The sequence below is a fragment of the Novosphingobium sp. genome (assembly GCF_040079535.1).
GTDB lineage: Bacteria > Pseudomonadota > Alphaproteobacteria > Sphingomonadales > Sphingomonadaceae > Novosphingobium.
This window is the reverse complement of sequence record NZ_JBEBKB010000044.1, coordinates 1-18,658: the sequence shown is the minus strand read 5'-3', so window position 1 is coordinate 18,658 and position 18,658 is coordinate 1. Positions and strand designations below refer to the sequence as shown.

Genomic DNA, 18,658 nt, shown 5'->3' with positions numbered 1-18,658 from the left:
ATCCAGGACGATAATCCCCAGCAGCCGCCCGGCTTCGGCGATCCGGCCAATCCCGATCTGCTGGTTGAACGCGTAGAAGTTGAAACCAATCTTGGCCTTGGAATGCCCACGCTGGGCCGGATCACCCTGATCCGGCCGCGGCTGCACGGCACCTTGAAGGACGGCAAGGTCAGTTTCGGCGCACTCGACAAGCTGATCTATGCCAAACGCGCTGGCCCTGCCGGGCTGCCAGATCTTGATCTTAAGCTGGTTGATGGCCGGGCCCGGCTTGATAGCCCCTATGGGCCGGTTGGCTTTAAGGCTGAAGGCGCGGGCAACCTGCGCAATGGGTTTGCCGGAACGCTGGCGGCGGTGGCGCCCGCGCTGCACATGGGAAGCTGCACGGCCCGGCAAGTCAGCGCGTTTGGCAAAGTTACCACCGCCAGTGCCGCGCCCAGCTTTGATGGCCCGCTGCGGCTGGCCAAGCTTGATTGTGGGCGTGGGGGGGCATCTGCGCAGGCCGCAACACTCAATCTCAAGGCTGTGGTGGGTTCGGCGTTTGACCGGGTCGATGGCGAATATGGGCTTAGCAGCGGAGCTTTGGCATGGCAGGGCAATCGGCTCGCTTCGGCTCAGGGGTATGGGGCGTTGACCTTTGCCAAGGGCGATCTGGTCGCCAGTTACAAGCTTGATGGTCGCCGGCTGGAAACGGCCGGTGCGCAGATGGCCAAAGTGCAGCTTGATGGCGATTTGCGCAGCCATGATGGGTTGGCCCGGTGGGATGCCCGCGGGGCCTTTGCCGGCCAGGGGGTTACTCCGGGAAAACAGTTTGATAGCGCATTGGCAGGCTTTGCCGGGGCCGGGCAGGGCACTTTGCTGGAACCGCTGGCCAGGCAGCTGCGCGGCGCCCTGTTGCGTGAGGCCCCTGGCAGCTCATTGGCGGCGACCTATCGACTGAGTCAAACCGGCGGCATCACTCAGCTTTCGGTTCCCGGCGCGGTCTGGCGCGGGGCACACGGCGCGCGGCTGGCGCAGCTTTCGCGGTTTGATCTGGTGCTGGGCCGGCGGGGCGGACCGCGCCTGTCGGGCAATCTGATCACCGATGGCGCGGGCTTGCCCAGGATCGAAGCCCGGTTTGAGCGCAATGGCACCGGCGGCGGTGCGGCCCAGCTAAGCCTGGCTGAATACCGCGCCGGAGACAGCCGGATCGCCTTGCCCCGGCTGAAGCTGGTGCAATTGCCCAGCGGCGCGATCGGGTTTGCCGGAGAAGCGCAGCTTAGCGGGCCCTTGCCCGGCGGGCAGGTGGAAAATCTGCGCCTGCCAGTAGAGGGCAACTGGTCCAGCAGCGGCGGTCTTGCCATGCTGCGCAGATGCACCCCGGTGCGGTTTGATCGGTTCAAGGTGGCCAACCTTTCGCTTAATGCCCAGATGTTGACACTGTGCCCGGGCAAGGAAGGTGCGATTGTCAGGCTGGATCGGCGGGGCTTTCGCGCCGCGGCCGGGGCGGCGGCGCTTTCATTCACCGGCACGCTGGGCACAACCGCGATCCGGCTGAACAGCGGGGCTGTCGGGCTGGCCTGGCCTGGCGCAATGGCCGCGCGCGATATCAATGTTTCGTTGGGGCCGATCGAACAGCCCAACACGCTGAAAATAGCAGTGCTGAAGGCGCAATTGGGCAGCCAGGTGATCGGCACCTTTGCCGGCACAGAGCTAAAGCTGGATGTGGTTCCGATCGATGTCTTTGATGCATCGGGCAACTGGCGCTTTGCCGGCGGAGATCTGGCTATTTCAGGCGCAAATCTGTGGATCCGTGACCGTGAGAAGCTGGCCCGGTTCTATCCGCTGATGGCGCGCGATGCGGCGTTGCAGCTGCACTCCACGACATTTACCGCGCAGGCCCTGCTGCGTGAGCCCAAGAGCGACCGGGTGATTGTGGATACCAGGATCGAGCATGATCTTGATACCGTGCTTGGCCATGCTGATCTGCTGGTGCCGGGCATCGTGTTTGATAAGCAGCTCCAGCCCGATATGCTGACCTATTACACATCGGGCGTGGTTGCGCTGGCGAACGGCACCGTCACCGGGCAGGGCCGGGTTGACTGGAACCGCGCAGGCGTAACCAGCAGCGGCGATTTTTCGACCCAGAACGCCGATTTCGCTGCGCTGTTTGGCCCGGTCAAAGGGGTAACAGGAACGGTTCACTTCACCGATCTTCTCAACCTGGTCACAGCCCCGCAGCAGCATCTCAGCGTCAAATCGATCAACCCCGGGATCGAGGTCAACGACGGGGATGTTTCGTTTCAGCTTGAGCCCGGACATGTCCTGCAAGTGAACGGAGCGGAGTGGCCGTTTATTGATGGACGGCTGGTGCTGCTGCCAACCCGGATGGTGCTGGGTGCGGCCGAAGTGCGGCGCTTCACCTTGAAGGTTGAAGGGATCAATGCCGCCAAATTTGTCCAGCGGATGGAACTGGGCAATCTTTCAGCCACAGGCATTTTCGATGGCACGCTGCCGCTGGTGTTTGATGAGGAAGGCGGGCGGATCGAAAATGGTCTGCTTGTCTCACGCGCGCCCGGCGGCAATATCTCGTATGTTGGAGAGCTATCCTACCGTGATCTATCGCCGATGGGCAATTTCGCCTTCGAGGCGCTGCGCAGCCTTGATTTCAGCCGGATGGAAATTACCCTCGATGGGCATATTGATGGTGAGATCGTATCGCACATGCAAATCGATGGCGTGCGCCAGGGCACCGGGGCCAAACGCAATTTCCTGACCCGCCGCTTTGCCAAGCTGCCGATCAAGCTCAACGTCAATATCCATGCCCCGTTCTATCAATTGCTCGGCTCGTTCAAATCGCTCTACGATCCAAGCTATGCCCGCGATCCACGCGAACTGGGGCTGGTCGGGCCCGATGGAAAACCGCGCAAGCCTGAACCGGCGCCTGCGCCGCTTGCGCCGGCCGCGCCCCCACCTTTACCCCCTCCGGCGTCGCTACCGGGGCAAAAACCGCAAGATATTCAGCCTCCAGAAAGCAGGACTGCGCCATGATCTCCCATGAATTGACCTTGCGCGCCCGCTTTGTCACAAGCCTGCTGATGCAGGTTAGGCAATCCGGGAAACGAAGGCCGATGGCCAGGCGGGTAACCGCTGTGGCGATATTGCTGGGCGGCGCGGTGGCGCTTTCGGGTTGTGTATCGGTCAATGCGCCGGACAAGCCGATCGTGATCGAGCTGAACATCAACATCAAGCAGGAGGTTATCTATCGCCTCGCAGCCGATGCTGCGAACACGATTGAAGATAATCCTGACGTGTTTTGATTGGCCAGACTTGTTTTGATTGGCCAGGCTTGTTTTGATTGGAGTGCATGACGTGATCAACGGTTTCAACAAAACTGGGCACAGCCCCCTTTCGCAGGGGCTTGGCGGCTTGATGCTGGGCGCGGCGCTGATCGCGGCTCCGCTGGCTGCGCAGAGCGCAAATCCGGCGCTTGAAGCCGCCCGCAGTTCTGGCCAGGTTGGCGAACAGACTGACGGCTATCTGGGGTTCCCCGGTGCCGCCAGCGCCGAAACGCGCCGCCTGGCTGATGATATCAACATCAAGCGCCGCACAATCTATGTTCAGAAGGCCCAGACCAATCATGTGACCGTGGAAGAATATGCCATATCCACGGCGTGTCAGCTGATCCTCAAGACCAAGCTGGGTGAGAAGTATCAGGCACCCGACGGTTCGTGGAAAACCCGCACCGCAGAGGCCCCGCTGCGCGACAATCGCTGTCCGCCTGCACCTTGATCGGGTTAGGCAGGACAGCCAGAATTTTGGGGCGTCGGTGGTAAACACCGGCGCCCCTTTTCCATGGCAGAGGGGCGCGCGGTTGACTCGGCCCTAGTCCCTTCCTAAAGGGGCCGCGTTCTGCCCCCCCTACGCGTTAGGGAAGGGTGCAGACGTGCAGATTTTTCCGGCTGGTTAGGCCCCTTCGGGCACCGCAGCAGACAGGGCTATCGCGTGGCTGATTTGAGCAATAATGACGGCGGGGATCTTCTCGACCGGCGGATTGCCGAAGCGCAGGCGAAGCATGAACGGGGCATCTCCCGGGCTGAAGGCCGCGCCGAATCGCGTGGCTGGGCCGTGGGGATCGAGTTTGTCGGCTCGGTGCTGGTTCTGGGTTTTGCCGGCTGGGCGCTGGATAACTGGGCCGGGGCCGGAACCCGTCCGTGGGGCATGATCGTGGGCTTGGTGCTGGGCTTTGCCGCCGGCACCCGCAGCGCGATGAAAGCCTCGCGGCAGTTCGATACCGATCCCGGTAACGACGTTTAAGGACTTAGGGACTTTCGATGGCCAATCCGATGGAACAGTTCTCGGTCGAAGCGATCAAGCCACTCAGCGTGGCGGGATACGACGTTTCGTTCACGAACTCATCGCTGTGGATGGTGATCGCGCTGGCAGCGGTTTCGATCTTTCTGTTCGTTGGTACCGCCAAGCCGCAGCTGGTTCCGGGCCGGTGGCAGGCGGCGACTGAATATCTTTATGATTTCGTGCGCAAAATGCTCGATGAAAATGTCGGGCCAGAGGGCCGGCGTTATGCGCCGCTGATCTTCTCGGTGTTCATTTTCGTACTGGCCTGCAACCTCCTGGGGATGATCCCGTGGGTTGGTGCGTTTACGCCTACCAGCCATATCACCGTTACCTTCGGCCTTGCGATGATCATTTTCGTGACCGTTTGCGTGGTTGGCATCTGGCGGCACGGCTTCCATTTCCTGGCGCTGTTCTGGCCCAAGGATGCGAACATTTTCCTGGGCGCCTTTGTGTTCCTAATCGAATTTCTCAGCTTCCTGACCCGCCCGTTCACGCTGGCGATCCGGCTGTTCGCCAATATGACCGCTGGCCACGTGCTGCTGAAGGTGTTTGGCACTTTCGTGGTCACGCTGGGCTCGTTTGGTGCGCTGCCCTATGTGCTGGGTGCGCTGCCGCTGCTCGTCATTGTTGCACTGACCGCGCTTGAAGTGCTGATCGCGGTGGTCCAGGCCTATGTTTTCGCTTTGTTGGCATCGCTCTATCTCAACGACGCCATCAACCTCCACTAAGTCCTATCAACTTCACATCTCTACCAAAGAAGGAATTCATCATGGATCCAGCATCTGCAAAAGTCATCGGCGCCGGTCTGGCTGCTATCGGTGCGGGCCTTGCCGCTATCGGCGTGGGCTCGATCTTCGGCCAGTACCTCAATGGTGCAGTGCGCAACCCCGAAGCTGACGCCAAGATGGGCGGCCGCCTGATTTTCGGCTTCGCCGTGACCGAAGCGCTTGGCCTGATCGCGGCCGTTGTCGCGCTGGCACTGGCTTTCGGCTGAACCAAATTCCGGTCTGCGGCGCGCGTGGGTGAACCTGCGCGCGCCGGGCCGTTTCAATTTTTTTGCAGGCAGGGAACGCAATGCCTCAGTTTGATTTCGGACATGTCTTCTGGTCGCAAATTGCATGGCTGGCAGTTACGTTCGTGGTGCTTTATTTCGGCGTTGTCCGCCTGACCTTGCCCAAGCTGGGCACGGTGATGGATGCGCGCGAAGCATCGATCAGCGGTGATCTGGCGGCTGCCAAGGCAGCCAGGGATAGCGCCGGTGCGGTTGATGAAGCCTACCATGCCGAAATGAACCGCTCACGCGAAGCTGCTCGCAGTGCCATCGCCGAAGCCAAGGCCGCTGCCGCCAAATCCACTGAGGCCAAGCTGGCTGAAGCGGGTGTAAAGGCTGATGCCGCACTGACTGCTGCCGAAACGCGGATCGCCAAGGCGGTAGCCAAGGCCGAAGCCGAAATCGCCGATGCCGCAGCCAGCAGCGCCCAGGCAATCGTTGCCAAGCTGACCGGAACCGAGCCCAAGCTCGATGCCGCGAAGGCTTCGGTCGCGGCGCGGATCTGAGGGGACAGAGCATGACCACTATCATGAGCATCCTTGCTGCCGCCGCCGAACATGGCGAACACGTTGAAGCCACCGTTATGGGTCTGGGCGCAGAGGGCTGGGTCTATACCGGGATTACGCTGTTCATCCTGATCGCAATTTTCTTTGCCAAGGCGCACCAAAAAGTGCTGGGCGCGCTTGATGCACAGATCGCTGAAACCCGCAGATCGCTGGATGAAGCCAAGGCCGTTCGCGCTGAAGCTGAAGCTTTGCTGGCGGGTGCCAAAGCCCAGCAGGCGGCTGCGGCAAAGGAAGCCAAGGGCATCGTTGCCCACGCCGCGCACGAAGCCGAAGCGATTGTCGCCAAGGCTACTTCCGATGCGGCCGAACTGGTCGTTCGCCGCGAAAAAATGGCTGAAGACAAGATTTCCGCGGCTGAGCGCTCAGCCGTCGAAGGTTTGCGGGCCAAGGCAGCACAGGCTGCTGCCGGTGCCGCGCGTGATCTGATTGCTGCGGGCCACACCGCCAAGGCTGACAAGGCCCTGGTTGATGAGGCCATCGCCGGGCTCTGATCCCGCATTATCGAGCTGGAGAGGGGAAGGGCGGCTTTCGGGCCGCCCTTTTCCGTTTCAGGGCTCCAACACCACTTTCCCCACAACCGCGCGCCCCGCCATCGCTTCATAGGCCTCGCGCCAGCGGCTCAACGGCAGGATGCGGTCGATATGCGGGCTGAGCCGGCCATCGGCGGCCAGTGTTGCAACGGCTTCGCGGATCACGCGGCCGCGCTCTGGAAAGCGCCGGGCATATTCGCCCGCCCGCACGCCGACAACAGAGAAGCCCTTGATCAACGGGATGTTGGTCGAAATATCGGCTATCCGGCCGCCGGCAAAGCCGATCACCAGCAGCTTGCCGCCAAACGCGACGCAGCGGGTGCTTTCATCAAACACATCGCCGCCGACCGGATCATAGACCAGATTGCACAGCTTACCCCCGGTAAGCTCTGCCACCTGTTCGCGAAAACGGCCCTCGGCCATGATCACCGCATCGGCATCACTCGCAGCTTGTAGTGCGGCAACCTTGGCCGGTGATCCGGTTGTGGCGATGACATGGGCACCCAGCCGCTTGGCCAGTTCCACTGCCGCCAGGCCCACGCCTCCGCTGGCACCGTGGACCAGCACCCATTGCCCGGCCTGCAGTGCGCCGATCTCAACCAAGGCGGTGTAGGCCGTGCCATAGGCCGCGCCCAGCGCTGCTGCAGCGGGAAAGCCGATGCCATGCGGCATGCGGCTTAGCGCGCGGGCCGGGACTGCGGTATATTCGGCAAAGCCACCGGTCTTGTTGCCGCCATAGACTGTGTCGCCGGGCGCAAATTGGCTGTCCGGATCGGCCTCAACCACTTCACCGGCAAATTCGAGCCCGGCCACAAAGGGCAGATCGGGTTTGAACTGGTACTCTCCGCGCGTCATCAGCAGATCGGGAAAGTTCAGCGATGCGGCGCGGATTCTGACCAGCACTTCGCCGGGCTTGCGCTCAGGTGGCGGCAGATCGGTCAGTTCGACCCCGGACAGGTCGGGGGAGAGGGTCTTGACGGTAAGGGCCTTCATCGGATCAGAAACTGTCCTTCGCCGTCCGAAGCGCCGTAAATGTCGCCACGGCATCGCCGCCGCCCCAGCGGGTCTGCATTTCGGGATCGTCAGCTCGTAGGAACGGGTTGGTGGCCAGTTCACGGCTCAGCGTGGTCGGCACGGTGGGCTTGCCGGCCGCGCGAACTTTGCCGATGTGGGCGGCATAGTCATGCAGCTTGGCGTTATCGGGATCGGCGTGGAGTGCAAAGCGCAGGTTGCTCTCGGTATATTCGTGCGCGCAATAGAGCAGGGTCGATGGCGGCAGCGCCTTGATCCGGCGCAGGCTGGCCCAGAACTGGTCCGCCGTGCCTTCAAACATCCGCCCGCAGCCCAGCGCAAACACCGCATCGCCCACGAAAGCCAGATCGGCCTTGGCAATGTAGTAGGCGATGTGGCCGTTGGTGTGGCCGGAAACGTCGATCACCTGCACTTGCCAATCACCCAGCGTGATCAAATCGCCGTGTTTCACCACCTGATCGGGCGCGGTGCCGAGCCGTTCTACTTCGGCCGGGCCGGTCACCTCGCAGTGCGTGGCCGCCTTGATCGCCGCGTTGCCGCCAGCGTGATCTGGGTGCCAGTGGGTGTTCCAGACGTGGGTGATCTGCCAATGCCTGGCCCGCGCCGCGGCCAAATAGGCATCGGCATCGGGCGTATCGATGCAAGCCGTATCGCCGCTGACCGGATCGTGCAGCAGGTAACCGTAATTGTCAGACAGGCAGGCGAACTGGTGGACTTCAAGCATGGTAATCTCCCGCAGCCACCTTAGCGATAAACCCTAAAAGCAAAAGCCCGCCCGGATCGCTCCGGACGGGCCTTGCTGCCTCTATTCGTATCGTCATCCCCGCGAAGGCGGGGACCCAGTCTCGCTGGGCTCTGGGTTCCCGCCTTCGCGGGAATGACGATTGTTTGAGTTCGCTTAGTCCTTCTTGGCCTTCAGCGCGGCACCCAGGATGTCGCCCAGCGAAGCGCCGGCATCCGATGAACCGTACTGTTCCACCGCTTCCTTCTCTTCGTGGAGCTGACGCGCCTTGACCGAGAAGTTGGGCTTCTTCGAACGGTCGAACCCGGTGACCATTGCATCAAGCTTCTGGCCAACCTGGAACCGGTCAGGACGCTGCTCGTCACGGTCACGGCCCAGATCCGAACGCTTGATGAAGCCGGTGGCGCCATCGTCGCCAGCCTGCACTTCAAGCCCGCCGTCGCGCACTTCAAGCACGGTGACGGTGATGACTTCGTTCTTCTTGAGGCCAGAGGATGCCGCAGCAACGCCGGCCGCCGGAGCGCCCTTTTCAAGCTGCTTCATGCCAAGGCTGATGCGTTCCTTTTCGACATCGACGTCAAGCACGATGGCCGAAACCTGCTCGCCCTTGCGGTGTAGTGCCAGCGCGTCTTCGCCCGAGATGCCCCAGGCGATATCCGACATGTGAACCATGCCATCGACATCCCCATCGAGCCCGATGAACAGGCCGAATTCGGTAGCATTCTTGACTTCGCCTTCGACGTTCGAGCCAACCGGGTGCTTTTCTGCAAAGCTTTCCCATGGGTTCTGCTGGGCCTGCTTGAGGCCAAGGCTGATCCGGCGCTTGTCGCTATCGACTTCAAGCACCAGCACATCGACTTCTTGCGAAGTGCTGACGATCTTGCCGGGGTGGACGTTCTTCTTGGTCCAGGACATTTCCGAAACGTGGACCAGGCCTTCGATGCCCGATTCCAGTTCGACGAATGCGCCGTATTCGGTGATGTTGGTCACCACGCCGCTCAGCTTCGCGCCGACCGGATACTTGGCCGCAACGCCTTCCCACGGATCCGATTCCAGCTGCTTCATGCCAAGGCTGATGCGCTGGGTATCCTGGTTGATGCGGATGATCTGGACCTTGACGGTATCACCGATATTGATGACTTCGTTGGGGTGGTTGACCCGCTTGTAGCTCATGTCGGTAACGTGGAGCAGGCCATCGATGCCGCCCAGATCCACGAATGCACCGTAATCGGTGATGTTCTTCACAACGCCGTCGATGATCTGGCCTTCTGCCAGGCCCGAGATCAGCCCGCTGCGCTGTTCGGCGCGGGTTTCTTCCAGAACGGCGCGGCGCGAAACCACGATATTGCCGCGGCGGCGATCCATCTTCAGGATCTGGAACGGCTGCGGAATATCCATCAGCGGCTGGACATCACGGACCGGACGGATATCGACCTGGCTACCGGGCAGGAATGCCACAGCGCCATCAAGATCGACCGTAAAGCCGCCCTTGACCCGGCCAAAGATCACGCCATCAACGCGCTTGCCTTCGCCAAATTCGCTTTCCAGCTTGTCCCATGCGGCTTCGCGGCGGGCGCGATCGCGGCTGAGCATGGCTTCGCCTTCAGAGTTCTCAACGCGGTCAACGAAGACTTCCACTTCGTCGCCCACGGAAAGCCCGTGCGGCTGGCCCGGCATCGCGAATTCCTTCAGCGGAACGCGGCCTTCGCTCTTCAGGCCAACGTCGATGACGGCCTTGTCGTTTTCGATTGCGGTAATGGTTCCCTTGACCACGCGGCCTTCAAAGCCGCCATCGCTGGCACCGCCGAGCGATTCGTCAAGCATCGCGGCGAAATCGTCGCGGGTGGGGTTGGCAGTAGATGCCATAGGGTGAGTTTCCTCGTTACAATGTTTCCGGCCAAGCGGTTGGTTCCGCTGGTCTTTTCTCCACAATGGCGGGATTGCCAAAGTGGGCCAAAAGGGGCCGTCTTGCCGCGGGGGCCGATTGCCATCCGCAGCGTCTTTCAAGCCGGGGCTATCGGGACCGGCGGCGCTTAGGCTTTGACTTGGGAAAATGCAAGGATTTTGGCGGTCAATCCATAGGCAGGACTAATCGGAATTGCGCTTGCCTGTTGCTTCGTCATCCCCGCGCAGGCGGGGATCCAGTGGTGGCCAACCCTGGGTCCCCGCCTGCGCGGGGATGACGAAGCAACGGGGCTGCCAGATTGGCTTCGCTCTGCGCCGTTGCTTGGTCAATTTGGCCGCACCCGTGCTTCAGCCAGCGATATACCGCATCGCCACATCACAGCGGCAGTATTCTGCGCCATGGGCCTCCATAATGCCGGCATCGTGAACGAAGCCCAGCTTTTCGTAGAGATGGATCGCGGCCTCGCATTTCTTGCTGGTGAGGAGATACAGTTCTTCAATTCCCATTTGCCCGGCCCGCTCGATCACTTTTTCCAGCAGAAATTCGCCGGCCTTCAGCCCGCGCGCGGCCTCGCGTACGCCCATCTTGGTCAGCTCGAACGCCCCGCTGCCATCGGGCTTGAGCGCGCAGGCCCCGACTATGCCCAGGCCTGGTGCTTCGACGAACAGGATCGTGCCGCCCGGATTGACGATCTTCTCCTGCGGATTATTCAGCACCACGCGGTCCGCTTCTTCCAGCTCAAACATCGCCTCAATCCATTCGGCGTTGATATCGCGGAAATAGCGGGCGAGGGCAGGCTCCCATTCGCGCAGGGTCAGGCCGCCCAGAATGGCCGCCTTGGCCCGCAACGAAAGCGGTGTCTCGCTTAGCGCCTGCTCGATTTCGGCGATCTGGTGCAGGAAATCGCCTTGCAATCCGGCAAACAGTTCCTGCGCGGCCATGCCAACTCGCGGCCAGATATCTTTGGCCAGGACTGCAACGGCGGCGTTTCCGCTGGGGGTGAGCGCGGCTACATTCTTGCGCTGATCGGCATTGCTGGCGCTTTCAACCAGCCCAAGTTCCTTCAGCTGGCCAACGATCCGCGTCACACCGGGCTGGCTGGCCTTGATGCTTTCCGCGATCTGACCGATCGTTTGCGGCCCACTGCGCAGCGCCGCCAAGACTGAAACTTGGGCTGGCACGATTGGCAGGCCGGCCTCTGCAATCACCTCTGCCGCGCCGGCTTGCATCCGTTCGCCCAGGCGCTTTAGCCGCGTGCCCAGAAATGCCGGGCCCATCGCAGCCACAAGATCAGTCATCGCAATCTCCATCGCATGTTATATAACATGTTATGATAAATGCCAACGCTGTCAAGCTGGAATGAAATTGCGGGGGTTTAGCGCGCCCGGCTGGCTATGCGGATCGCCTCGGCAATGGCTGCGTCGCGGCTCATATCCGATGTGTCGAGCAGCACCGCGCCGCTGGCGGCCACCAGCGGCGCTTCGGCGCGGCTGCGATCGCGGGCATCGCGAAGTTCCAGATCGGCCGAAATTTCGGCCAGCGAGACTTGGCGGCCCTGCGCCTGCATTTCCCTGAACCGCCGCTCGGCCCGCGCGGGCACGCTGGCGACGATGAACAATTTCACCTCAGCCTCTGGCGCAATCACCGTGCCGATATCGCGGCCATCCAGCACTGCACCGCCGGGCTGGGTGGCGAAGGCACGTTGGCGCTCAAACAGCGCGCGGCGCACCGCAGGGTGGACCGAGACGCGGCTGGCCAGCCCGCCGGTGGCTTCGCTGCGCAGTTCGGGGTCGGCCAGCAGGCTATCGGGAAACGCGCAGGCGGCCAAGGCATCGGCCGGATTATCGGCATTGCCGTGGTTCAGCGCACATTGCCGCCCAACCGCACGGTAGAGCAGCCCGGTATCAAGATGCGGCAAGCCGAAATGCGCGGCCAGCGCCTTGGCAATGGTGCCTTTGCCCGAGGCGGTGGGGCCATCGACCGCGATGATCATTCGGCGACCTGCCGGAGCAATGCCTCGAACACCGGAAAGCTGGTCGCAATCGGGCGGGTATCATCGACAAGCACACCATCCCGGCTGGCGAGGCCAGCAATTGCCATGCTCATCGCGATGCGGTGATCAAGGTGGGTTTTGACCCGCGAATTGGCGCTGCCGCGCAGCGGCTCGCCGCCGGAGCCTTCGATCGTGAGGCCATTTTCGGTTTCGGTAACGCGCGCGCCGGCCGCAGTAAGTGCAGCAGCCATTGCGGCGATCCGGTCGCTCTCCTTGACCCGCAATTCCTCTAGCCCGGTCGTCATCGTGGTCCCTTCGGCAAGCGCAGCGGCCACGAACAGCACCGGGAATTCATCGACCATGCTGGGCACCACCGCCGGATCAACCTCGATGCCTTTCAGCGCAGAATGCTTGACCAGCAGATCCGCCACCGGCTCGCCGCCCACTTCACGCGGGTTCAGTTCCTCGATGCTGCCGCCCATTGCGCGCAGCACATGGACCAGACCTGCGCGGGTGGGATTAAGGCCAACGTTGCGGATCAGCAGTTCGCTGCCCGGCACAATCAAGGCTGCGACCATGAAGAATGCGGCAGAGCTGGGATCGCCAGGCACTTCGATCACTTGCGGCTTCAGCTCTGCCTCGCCGCGAATGCGGATCAGGCGCTCAAGGCCATTGGCACCGCCTACTTCCTCAACGCTAAGCTCTGCGCCGAAACCGCGCAGCATGCGCTCAGAATGGTCACGGGTCGGCACGGGCTCGATCACGGTGGTAATGCCGGGCGTATTGAGCCCCGCCAGCAGCACCGCGCTTTTGACCTGCGCCGATGCGACCGGCAGGCGGTATTCGATCGGTACCGCTGGATTGGCTCCGCGCACGGTCAGCGGCAGGCGGCCGCCTTCGGATGCCGCAAACGCAGCGCCCATCTGGCTCAGCGGATCGATCACCCGGCCCATCGGGCGGCCCGAAAGGCTGGCATCGCCAACGAACCGCGTTTCGATCGCGTGGGTCGAAACCAGCCCCATCAACAGGCGCGTGGATGTGCCCGAATTGCCCATATCAAGCGGCGCTTGCGGTTGGAGCAGCGCGCCCACGCCAACCCCGTGCACCAACCACTCGCCTGGTCCGGCGCGCTCCACACTGGCCCCCATCGCCCGCATCGCTGCGGCGGTGGCCAGCACGTCTTCACCTTCGAGCAGGCCCGTGACCCGCGTTTCGCCCACCGCCAGCGCACCCAGCATGATCGAACGGTGGCTGATTGATTTATCGCCCGGCACACGGATTTCGCCCAGCAGCGGGCCTTGCGGGGCGAAGCGGCGCGGGGTGGAGGCAGAGTTTTCTGGCGCGGACAAGGTGCGGTCTTTCGGTCAAATTGCGCGCGGCTTTTGACAGCGCCGCCGTGCTATGGCAAGGCGCGCCCCGCGCTGGGACTGGCGCCGCGCCCCCGCAAGGACAAACGCAACCCGTTCCCAAGTGGCATCTAGCAGTTTTTCGCGAAGATCCCGTTCGGAAATTCGCCAGTGAGGAATTTTATGGTCAAGGCTGAATGGGGCACCAAGCATGGCTGCCCGAAGTGCGGCACCCGCTTTTACGATCTGGGCAAGGACGATCCCGTCACTTGCGTTGAATGCAACTTTGCCTGGCTGCCGGACCCGGTGCTCAAGTCAAAGCAGCCGATTCCTTATGAGGAAATCAAGAAAGCCGAAGTGGTCGAAGATACCGATCTGGCGGCCGAAGATCTCGATATCGATGAAGACGGCGATTCGCCCGATAATGATGTCGATCTGGGCGGCGATGATGACCTGGGCGTTGGTGTTGACGAGGGCAACGTTGACGAGAATTAAGGCCTTGCCAATCGCGGGAGTCGCCCCTAGTGGGGCGACCTCTCGCGTTTAAGGCGAGGGCGGCGGGCCTTTTTAAGGCGTGCCGGAAGGATTGGTAAGGGGCCTTAGCTCAGCTGGGAGAGCGCCTGCATGGCATGCAGGAGGTCAGCGGTTCGATCCCGCTAGGCTCCACCAACCCGAAGAAGTTGAGTGCTGATCGGCACGCTGGCTGACGAGGTTTCGTCCGCCGGCGTTTTTCGCGTTATGCGCGTTCGGAGTTTGTAAGGCCTATGTTCGACGCACTGTCAGATCGGCTCGGCACGGTATTCGACCGCTTGCGCGGACGGGGCGCGCTGAACGAACAAGACGTGCGCGATGCGATGCGCGAAGTGCGGATCGCCCTGCTAGAGGCTGATGTCGCGCTGCCGGTGGTTCGCCGTTTTATCGATACTGTGACCGAAAAAGCCATCGGCCAGAACGTGCTGCGTTCAGTCACCCCGGGCCAGCAAGTGGTAAAGATCGTCAGCGACGAGCTGACCGAGATGCTGGGCGGCGACATACCGGCCGAGCTTGATCTTGCCGCCGCGCCGCCAGTTGTGATCATGATGGTTGGTCTGCAGGGTTCGGGCAAGACCACGACAACCGCCAAGCTGGCCAAACTGCTTAAGGAAAAGCAGGGCAAAAAGGTGCTGATGGCGTCGCTCGACGTCAACCGCCCGGCGGCTCAGGAACAGCTCAAGGTGCTGGGTGAGCAGGTTAATGTCCTGACCCTGCCGATCGTTGCGGGTCAACAGCCGACCGAGATCGCGGCGCGCGCGGTGCAATCGGCCAAGCTTCAGGCAATCGATGTGCTGCTGCTTGATACCGCCGGCCGGCTTCATGTCGATCAGCAGTTGATGGATGAAATGCAGGCCGTGTCCGGCATTGCGGCACCCAAGGAAGTGCTGCTGGTGGTCGATGCGCTGACCGGCCAGGATGCTGTCAACGTCGCCCAGGCGTTTTCCGCGCAGGTCCCGCTGACCGGCGTGGTGTTGACCCGGATGGACGGCGATGCGCGCGGCGGTGCGGCGCTTTCGATGCGCCATGTGACTGGGCAGCCGATCAAATTTGCCGGTACCGGCGAAAAGCTTGATGCGATCGAGCCGTTCAATCCCGCCCGCGTTGCAGGCCGGATCCTGGGGATGGGCGATGTCGTCTCGATCGTCGAGCGTGCTGCCGAAGCGATTGAGCAAGCTGATGCCGAGCGGATGGCTGCGCGGATGGCCAAGGGCCAGTTCGACATGACTGACCTTGCCGAACAGCTGCGCAACATGCGCAAGATGGGCGGGATCGGCGCGCTGGCCGGGATGATGCCGGGCATGAAGAAGGCCAAGGCGGCGATGGATTCCAGCGGTATGGATGATAGGGTGCTGGTGCGGATGGAGGCGATCATCGGATCGATGACCCCCAAGGAACGCACCCGCCCAGAACTGCTCAACGCCAAACGCAAGATCCGCATCGCCAAGGGTGCCGGGATGCAGGTGCAAGACGTCAACAAGCTGATCAAGATGCACCAGGAAATGGGCACCGCGATGAAGCGGCTGAAGAAGATGGGCGGGCTTAAGGGCCTGGCCGGGATGCTGGGCGGCAAGTTCGGCGGTGGCGACATGGCTGGCGGTGCTGGCGGCGGCCTGCCAGGGTTGCCGGGCCTTGGCGGGCCGGGCGGCCTGCCTTCCAATCTCAATGATTTGCTAAAAAAGTGATTTTCGTAATTTTAATCTGATTTGTTTGAAAGGTAGTTCAAATGGCTGTTTCTCTTCGTCTTTCGCGTGGTGGCTCCAAGAAGCGCCCCTATTACAAGATCGTCGCGACCGACACCCGGAGCCCGCGTGACGGCAAGTATCTGGAGCAGGTTGGCACGTACAACCCGCTGCTGGCCAAGGACGATGCAAATCGCGTCCGTCTGGTAGAAGACCGCGTGAAGTACTGGCTGGGCGTTGGCGCGCAGCTGACTGACCGCGTTGCCCGTTTGCTCGACAAGGCCGGGATCAAGGAACGCACTGCAACGGTCAACCTGAAGAAGGCTGAACCGGGCCAGAAGGCCAAGGACCGCGTCGAAGACCGCGCTGCCAAGGCTGCTGCGGCTGAAGAAGCTGCTGCCGCTCCGGTGGTTGAAGAAGTGGTCGAGGAAGCTGTTGCTGAAGCGCCAGCGGTTGAAGAAGCTGCGGTTGAAGCACCTGCTGCTGAAGAAGCTGCTGCTGAAGAAGCCCCGGCTGAACAGGCGCAGGCCGAGGAAGCCCCGGCAGCTGAGGAAGTTCAGGCCGAAGTTGCACAGGCAGATGAAGCAGCTCCGGCTGCCGATGAAGCCCCTGCTGCTGAGGAAGCCCAGGCAGAAGTTGCTCAAGCTGATGAAGCTGTGGCTGATGAAGCTGCGGCTGGTGAAGCCAGCGAAGAACAGGCTTAAGGTTAAGTCTTGGCCGATCCCCGCCCTGTCACGCTTGCGGCGATTGCCGGCGCGCACGGGGTGGGCGGCGAACTGCGCCTGAAGCTGTTTGGTGAAGGCGTGGAATCGCTCCGGCGATTTCGCGCCTTCAACGATTCCACGCTTTCGCTCACCAAGCTGCGTGATGATGGCAAGGGCGGCGCGATCGCCCGCTTTGCCGAAGTTGAAACCCGCACCCAGGCCGAAGCCTTGCGCGGCACCGCGCTAACCGTGCCGCGCGCCGCCCTGCCGCAGCTGGAAGAGGGCGAATATTACCACACCGATCTGCTGGGCCTGGCGGCAATATCGACCAACGGCGAAGCGCTGGGCACTTGCATCGCGATCGAGGATTTTGGAGCCGGCGACGTGATCGAGATCGAGCGTCCGGCGGTGGATGGTAAAAAGGGCAAGCGATTTATGGTGCCGATGCGCGCTGAAGCAGTGCCCGAATGGGATGCGCAGCGGTTGGTAATCAGCGCGGAGTTTGCCAGCGATGATTGATCGGCTATGCTGCGGGCTATGGCCCTCTTGGTAAGCCTGATCTATTTCGCAATGCTGCCGGCCGTTATCGCGTTCGTGCTGGCCGCCGTTCTGCCAAAATTCTTCCCGGCTGCATCATACCGCAAGCGCACTGCGGGTGCGGCCTTGGGTGCGGGTTGCCTGCCGATGGCCCTGCCGGTGGTGGTTCTGCTGATCGGGAATGGGACTGACTATGGCTACAGCCCGCTTATCCCATTGGCCGCAGTGCTTTTCGCAGCCCTAATCATTGCCGTGGTGATCGGATTGCCGGCTGCCATGCTGGCCCGGCGCGGCAAGGAACCGGCGCACCAGGATCCCGGCGCTTTTGATTGATCGCCTTTTCATTTGACCTAACTCTACAAAACAAGTAGAAATAAGCCAGATGCGATGGGACCACTCTCCGCAATCAAACGGGCCCGGCCACCCGGTCTGGCAACGGCTCAATGCTTTTACCATCGGACCCGATGACGCTGCGCTTGGCTTTGCCCAGCGGCTGGCGCGTGAAAACGGCTGGAACGATGCGCATACGGCCCGCGTGATAGCGGAATACAAGCGCTTTTGCTTTCTGGCCGTAACCGGCGAAGGGCAATGCACCCCGTCCGATGCGGTCGACCAGGTCTGGCATCTGCACCTGACTTATAGCCGCGACTATTGGGACAGGTTTTGCCCAGAGATATTGGGCTGCGCGCTGCACCACGGACCGACCAAGGGCGGAACCCACGAGCGTAGCCGGTTTTTCGATCAATATGCCGATACCCTGAAACGTTATGAGCAGGCCTTTGGCCCGCCGCCCGCCGATATCTGGCCCGGTGCGGCGCAGCGCTTGCTTGACGATCCGCGCGCCCGCCGGGTTCATCCCCGCGACGGGATGGTGATCCCGCGCGGCAGATTGGCGCTTTTGTTGCTTGCTGCCGCGGCAATCGGCGCAATTGTCAGCGGAATTTTCCTGGAAGGAATTGGATAGATGGGATCTGGACCATTGAGCCTTGGTGGCGGCGCGTTCCTAATGCTCTATCTGGCGGTGCTGGGCGTTGCTTGGCTGGCAAGCGGCTGGTTGACCGGGAAACTCCGCCCGCACGGCAGGCCGGGCCGGGCGGCCAGCGAAGACGAATTGGCCGCGCTGGCTGGCGGGCCGGTGCGATTGGCTGAATCTGCGGTCGCCCGGCTGCTGTCCGCTGGCAAGCTGGTGCAGCACAAGCACGGCCGGTTTATCGCGGCTGATGCTGCTGGCGGCAACACCCCGGTTGAACGGGCGATCCTGCATATTCCGCAGCCTGCCGCCTGGAAGGCGATCCTTGGGGCGGCTTCGGATCAATCAACCACGATCACGCGCCGGTTGGAGGCGAGCGGGCTGGTGCTGGGTGCAGGGCAGGTATTGCAGCTGCGCCTGGTGGCCATAGTGCCGCTGCTGCTGGCCTTTGCATTTGGCGCGGTCAGGGTGGCGATTGGCACGAGCGGGGGAAAGCCCGTGGGCTTTCTGGCGGTGCTGCTGGTGGCAACCGCAGGTCTGGCGATCTGGCGCTTTGTCCGCACGGCGCGATTGACCTGCGAGGGCGAGCTGCTGCTTGAGCGCGAGCGAGAGCGCTGCGAGCGGATCAGGCGCGCACCGACCGGCGATGAGATGGGCTTGTCGGTTGCGCTGTTCGGTACGGCGGTTTTGGCCGGATCTTCAATTGCCCAATTCCACGATATGCGGCGGCGTGCCG

At 62.2% G+C, this 18,658-nt stretch carries 20 protein-coding genes, 1 tRNA gene and 1 pseudogene; 16 read left to right on the top strand and 6 right to left on the bottom strand.

Annotated features, from left to right (window positions below; genetic code table 11):
• From ABL914_RS12105 to ABL914_RS12070, 8 genes are all read left to right on the top strand, one after another.
• Nucleotides 1–3,027: YdbH domain-containing protein (locus tag ABL914_RS12105; RefSeq protein ID WP_391563438.1), on the top strand; the 3,027-nt coding region annotated here is incomplete at its 5' end.
• A gap of 80 nt (nucleotides 3,028–3,107) precedes the next feature.
• Nucleotides 3,108–3,296, top strand: a complete 189-nt coding sequence (locus tag ABL914_RS12100) for a YnbE family lipoprotein (RefSeq protein ID WP_391563437.1) — start codon at nucleotides 3,108–3,110, stop codon at nucleotides 3,294–3,296.
• A 52-nt stretch (nucleotides 3,297–3,348) separates the two neighbouring features.
• A complete protein-coding gene (locus ABL914_RS12095) occupies nucleotides 3,349–3,768 on the top strand; it encodes a YdbL family protein (RefSeq protein ID WP_391563436.1) in 420 nt (139 codons plus the stop codon).
• A 213-nt stretch (nucleotides 3,769–3,981) separates the two neighbouring features.
• Entirely contained in the window at nucleotides 3,982–4,293 is a 312-nt protein-coding gene (locus tag ABL914_RS12090) for an AtpZ/AtpI family protein (protein ID WP_391563435.1), read from the top strand.
• A 17-nt stretch (nucleotides 4,294–4,310) separates the two neighbouring features.
• Nucleotides 4,311–5,060, top strand: a complete 750-nt coding sequence (locus ABL914_RS12085) for a F0F1 ATP synthase subunit A (RefSeq protein ID WP_391563434.1) — start codon at nucleotides 4,311–4,313, stop codon at nucleotides 5,058–5,060.
• A gap of 41 nt (nucleotides 5,061–5,101) precedes the next feature.
• Complete coding sequence (locus ABL914_RS12080; RefSeq protein WP_391563433.1) at nucleotides 5,102–5,326, top strand: F0F1 ATP synthase subunit C; 225 nt, start codon at nucleotides 5,102–5,104, stop codon at nucleotides 5,324–5,326.
• A gap of 80 nt (nucleotides 5,327–5,406) precedes the next feature.
• The gene (locus ABL914_RS12075) at nucleotides 5,407–5,889 is read left to right on the top strand and encodes an ATPase (protein WP_391563432.1); all 483 of its coding nucleotides are present in this window, start codon (nucleotides 5,407–5,409) and stop codon (nucleotides 5,887–5,889) included.
• A gap of 11 nt (nucleotides 5,890–5,900) precedes the next feature.
• On the top strand, nucleotides 5,901–6,440 hold the full coding sequence (locus ABL914_RS12070) for a hypothetical protein (RefSeq protein ID WP_391563431.1): 540 nt from the start codon (nucleotides 5,901–5,903) through the stop codon (nucleotides 6,438–6,440).
• Nucleotides 6,441–6,497: 57 nt separating this feature from the next.
• Here the strand turns inward: ABL914_RS12070 and ABL914_RS12065 are convergent, their stop codons facing one another.
• From ABL914_RS12065 to aroA, 6 genes are all read right to left on the bottom strand, one after another.
• Complete coding sequence (locus ABL914_RS12065; RefSeq protein ID WP_391563430.1) at nucleotides 6,498–7,472, bottom strand: NADPH:quinone oxidoreductase family protein; 975 nt, start codon at nucleotides 7,470–7,472, stop codon at nucleotides 6,498–6,500.
• A gap of 4 nt (nucleotides 7,473–7,476) precedes the next feature.
• A complete protein-coding gene (gene gloB, locus ABL914_RS12060; protein ID WP_391563429.1) occupies nucleotides 7,477–8,235 on the bottom strand; it encodes a hydroxyacylglutathione hydrolase in 759 nt (252 codons plus the stop codon).
• Between the two features lie 174 nt (nucleotides 8,236–8,409).
• Nucleotides 8,410–10,119 (bottom strand): 30S ribosomal protein S1, encoded by a 1,710-nt coding sequence (gene rpsA, locus ABL914_RS12055; protein WP_391563428.1) that lies wholly within the window; start codon nucleotides 10,117–10,119, stop codon nucleotides 8,410–8,412.
• Between the two features lie 387 nt (nucleotides 10,120–10,506).
• A complete protein-coding gene (locus ABL914_RS12050; protein WP_391563427.1) occupies nucleotides 10,507–11,457 on the bottom strand; it encodes a GNAT family N-acetyltransferase in 951 nt (316 codons plus the stop codon).
• Nucleotides 11,458–11,534: 77 nt separating this feature from the next.
• The gene (locus ABL914_RS12045; RefSeq protein ID WP_391563426.1) at nucleotides 11,535–12,152 is read right to left on the bottom strand and encodes a (d)CMP kinase; all 618 of its coding nucleotides are present in this window, start codon (nucleotides 12,150–12,152) and stop codon (nucleotides 11,535–11,537) included.
• Complete coding sequence (gene aroA, locus ABL914_RS12040; protein ID WP_391563425.1) at nucleotides 12,149–13,501, bottom strand: 3-phosphoshikimate 1-carboxyvinyltransferase; 1,353 nt, start codon at nucleotides 13,499–13,501, stop codon at nucleotides 12,149–12,151. Before aroA ends, ABL914_RS12045 begins: the two co-directional genes overlap by 4 nt.
• A 180-nt stretch (nucleotides 13,502–13,681) precedes the next feature.
• Here aroA and ABL914_RS12035 point away from each other — a divergent pair, with 180 nt between their 5' ends.
• The 8 genes and pseudogenes from ABL914_RS12035 to ABL914_RS12000 all read left to right on the top strand — a co-directional run.
• A complete protein-coding gene (locus ABL914_RS12035; RefSeq protein WP_391563439.1) occupies nucleotides 13,682–13,993 on the top strand; it encodes an FYDLN acid domain-containing protein in 312 nt (103 codons plus the stop codon).
• 98 nt (nucleotides 13,994–14,091) lie between these two features.
• Nucleotides 14,092–14,167, top strand: a tRNA-Ala gene (locus ABL914_RS12030).
• 95 nt (nucleotides 14,168–14,262) lie between these two features.
• On the top strand, nucleotides 14,263–15,714 hold the full coding sequence (ffh, locus tag ABL914_RS12025; protein WP_391563424.1) for a signal recognition particle protein: 1,452 nt from the start codon (nucleotides 14,263–14,265) through the stop codon (nucleotides 15,712–15,714).
• Nucleotides 15,715–15,755: 41 nt separating this feature from the next.
• Nucleotides 15,756–16,217: pseudogene (gene rpsP / locus ABL914_RS12020) on the top strand (30S ribosomal protein S16); the annotation flags it as partial.
• Between the two features lie 207 nt (nucleotides 16,218–16,424).
• Nucleotides 16,425–16,934, top strand: a complete 510-nt coding sequence (gene rimM / locus ABL914_RS12015) for a ribosome maturation factor RimM (protein WP_391563423.1) — start codon at nucleotides 16,425–16,427, stop codon at nucleotides 16,932–16,934.
• 18 nt (nucleotides 16,935–16,952) lie between these two features.
• A complete protein-coding gene (locus tag ABL914_RS12010) occupies nucleotides 16,953–17,285 on the top strand; it encodes a hypothetical protein (protein WP_391563422.1) in 333 nt (110 codons plus the stop codon).
• Nucleotides 17,286–17,334: 49 nt separating this feature from the next.
• On the top strand, nucleotides 17,335–17,916 hold the full coding sequence (locus ABL914_RS12005) for a glycine-rich domain-containing protein (RefSeq protein ID WP_391563421.1): 582 nt from the start codon (nucleotides 17,335–17,337) through the stop codon (nucleotides 17,914–17,916).
• A partial coding sequence (locus tag ABL914_RS12000) for a TIGR04222 domain-containing membrane protein (protein ID WP_391563420.1) occupies nucleotides 17,917–18,658 on the top strand: 742 nt, incomplete at its 3' end. It lies immediately after the preceding gene.